Consider the following 2,229-nt stretch of genomic DNA (forward strand, 5'->3'; position numbering starts at 1 on the left):
CCTCAACCCCACCGCACCCCCACCCGCCCACCTCCTGGAACGCCACTACACCCGCAAACACGGACCCCACGCCTACTACGGCAACCCGGAAGCAGCACTCCCACAACCGTGACCGGGACGGACGGACCCGGACCGCGCACCGGCGGCGGGCTGTCCGTTCCCGCCGGGGCGTGGTCTGCTGGACGCGGTGCCCGTGCCGTAGCTCCCATGGCTGCCGCCGGTGCCCGGCAGAAGGAAGGCAGAGACATGGACGCGCCACTGCACGGACGCACCGCTGTCGTCACCGGTGCCAGCAAGGGCATCGGGCTGGCCGTCGTCACGGCCCTCGCGCAGGCGGGGGCGGCGGTGATCGCCGGTTCCCGCACCTCCACGCCCGAGTTGGACGCGCTGGTCAAGGAAGGCCCGGTCACCTGGGTGCCCGTCGACCTCGCCGAGCCGGCCGCCGCCGGGCGCCTCGTCGAGGCGGCCCGGGGACGCATCGACGTGCTGGTCAACAACGTAGGCACGGCACCGGCCCGGACCGGAGGGTTCCTGTCGGTGACGGACACCGACTGGCAGCGCGTACTCGATCTGAACCTGCTCACCGCGGTACGGGTCACCCGCGCGGCCCTGCCGGTCATGCTCGCGGCCGGCCAGGGGGCGATCGTCACGGTCGCCTCGGTCAACGCCACGCTCCCCGATCCCCTGGTCATCGACTACAGCGCGGGCAAGGCCGCCCTCGTCGCCTTCTCCAAGGCCCTGTCGAAGGAGGTCGGCCCCAAGGGCATCCGTGTCAACACCGTCAGCCCCGGCCCGGTGCAGACCGACCTCTGGCTGGCCGGGGACGGGGTCGCCGCCACCGTCTCCGCCGCCGCCGGGACGACGCCCGACGTCATCGTCGCGCAGGCCGCCGGTGCCACCTCCACCGGCCGCTTCTCCCAGCCCGGGGAAGTCGCCGAACTGGTCCTGTTCCTGGCCGGCGACGGCGCGCGGAACATCACCGGCAGCGACATGGTCATCGACGGCGGCCTCATCCCCACCTGGTGACCTCGCACCCTGCCGTGACCGGCCGACGGGAGTGGGACGAGGGGTACGGGCTCGACCCCGTTCACCCCTCGCCCTGCCCGCCGGCGCGGCCGTCGCGGTCAAGGACCTGCCCGACCACCTCGTCGGGCGGGCGTCTCACCGGTCGAAGTAGCTGAGATCACCCACGGTCCACGCGCTGACGTCCTTGATCGCGACGCGGTACATGCCCCCCGTCTCCGGGATACCGAGGCTCCCCTGAAGGATCCGGGCGAGGTGGAAGTGCAGATGTGTGGGCGCCTCGTCACGGTCGGGCCCGTCCCCTCGCGGGGAGCGGGCGAAGACGTCGGAGAACGGGCCCAGGCGGTCCGAGTCCTTCAGGACCTCCGCCACCCGCTCCCGCCACACGGCCTCAGGAGCCAGCCGGCCGGTGATGACGGCACCGCCGACGACCACGGTCAACGACATCTGATTGCTTCGCTCGGACTCCACCGCGGCGGAGAGGGCGACGAGCAGCTCGTCAGGGTTCGACATGAGAGCAGATCCTATTCAGTCCCGGGACCACCCCGCGGTCCGGGCAGCAGTCCTCCGCCACAGGAGTGAAATCTACTTTTGCCAGAGTAGACATCCTCTCCCGACTTGGTTACGCTTCATATCGTAGACACGGTCGAACGAGATCCGGCAGACACGAACTGTCGGGTGTTGTACACGAAGTTCGCAGGTCAGGGCGGCTCTCGAGCCTCGAAGCCAAGACGTTCCCAGAATGGCGACGGGACTGAGAGCCGCACTGGGCGGCTCGCAGGTCAAGGAGCCGCCACGCAGTACCGCATCACCCAGTGGTTGGTTCAGAGAGAAACGGAGGAGACGCCATCAGGATCGCCCGGCCCGACACTCTCGGCCCGGGTACCGCAAGACCCCGGAATGGATGGTGGTCCCCGGTCAAGCAGTCGCGATCCCTCCGCACCCCGCTCTGCCGGGCCGGGTAGCGGAAACAGAAGGTCGGCACAGCAGTAGGCCGACAGATGGTGTTCGATTTCCTCGGGGCCCTGGTGCGTACGGCACCAGGGCCCCTCGACGCGTTGCACGAGGAGGTGACATGACCCCGGACAAGCCTCTGAGCGATCGCCTGGAGGACGACGACTACCCCGCGTACACGATGGGCCGGGCAGCAGAGATGCTCGGCACCACCCCCGGCTTCCTCCGAGCCATCGGCGAAGCCCGACTCAT

Annotated in this window: 2 protein-coding genes and 2 pseudogenes; 3 read left to right on the top strand and 1 reads right to left on the bottom strand. The window is 69.8% G+C overall.

Annotated features, from left to right (window positions below):
• Both araD and ABZT93_RS40310 read left to right on the top strand, forming a co-directional pair.
• Positions 1–112: pseudogene (gene araD, locus ABZT93_RS40305) on the top strand (L-ribulose-5-phosphate 4-epimerase); the annotation flags it as partial.
• 134 nt (positions 113–246) lie between these two features.
• Entirely contained in the window at positions 247–1,026 is a 780-nt protein-coding gene (locus tag ABZT93_RS40310) for an oxidoreductase (protein ID WP_356114102.1), read from the top strand.
• Between the two features lie 135 nt (positions 1,027–1,161).
• Here ABZT93_RS40310 and ABZT93_RS40315 read toward each other — a convergent pair whose 3' ends face one another.
• A complete protein-coding gene (locus tag ABZT93_RS40315) occupies positions 1,162–1,536 on the bottom strand; it encodes a hypothetical protein (RefSeq protein ID WP_356114104.1) in 375 nt (124 codons plus the stop codon).
• Positions 1,537–2,098: 562 nt separating this feature from the next.
• On the opposite strand from ABZT93_RS40315, the pseudogene ABZT93_RS40320 reads away from it, so the two are divergent.
• A pseudogene (locus ABZT93_RS40320) lies at positions 2,099–2,229 on the top strand (MerR family transcriptional regulator); the annotation flags it as partial.

This window comes from Streptomyces sp. NPDC005303 (assembly GCF_040607335.1).
GTDB lineage: Bacteria > Actinomycetota > Actinomycetes > Streptomycetales > Streptomycetaceae > Streptomyces.

Coding starts and splice junctions, on each gene's coding strand:
- ABZT93_RS40315 (WP_356114104.1), bottom strand. CDS start 1,536: ATGTCGAACCCTGACGAGCTGCTCGTCGCCCTCTCCGCCGCGGTGGAG.
- ABZT93_RS40310 (WP_356114102.1), top strand. CDS start 247: ATGGACGCGCCACTGCACGGACGCACCGCTGTCGTCACCGGTGCCAGC.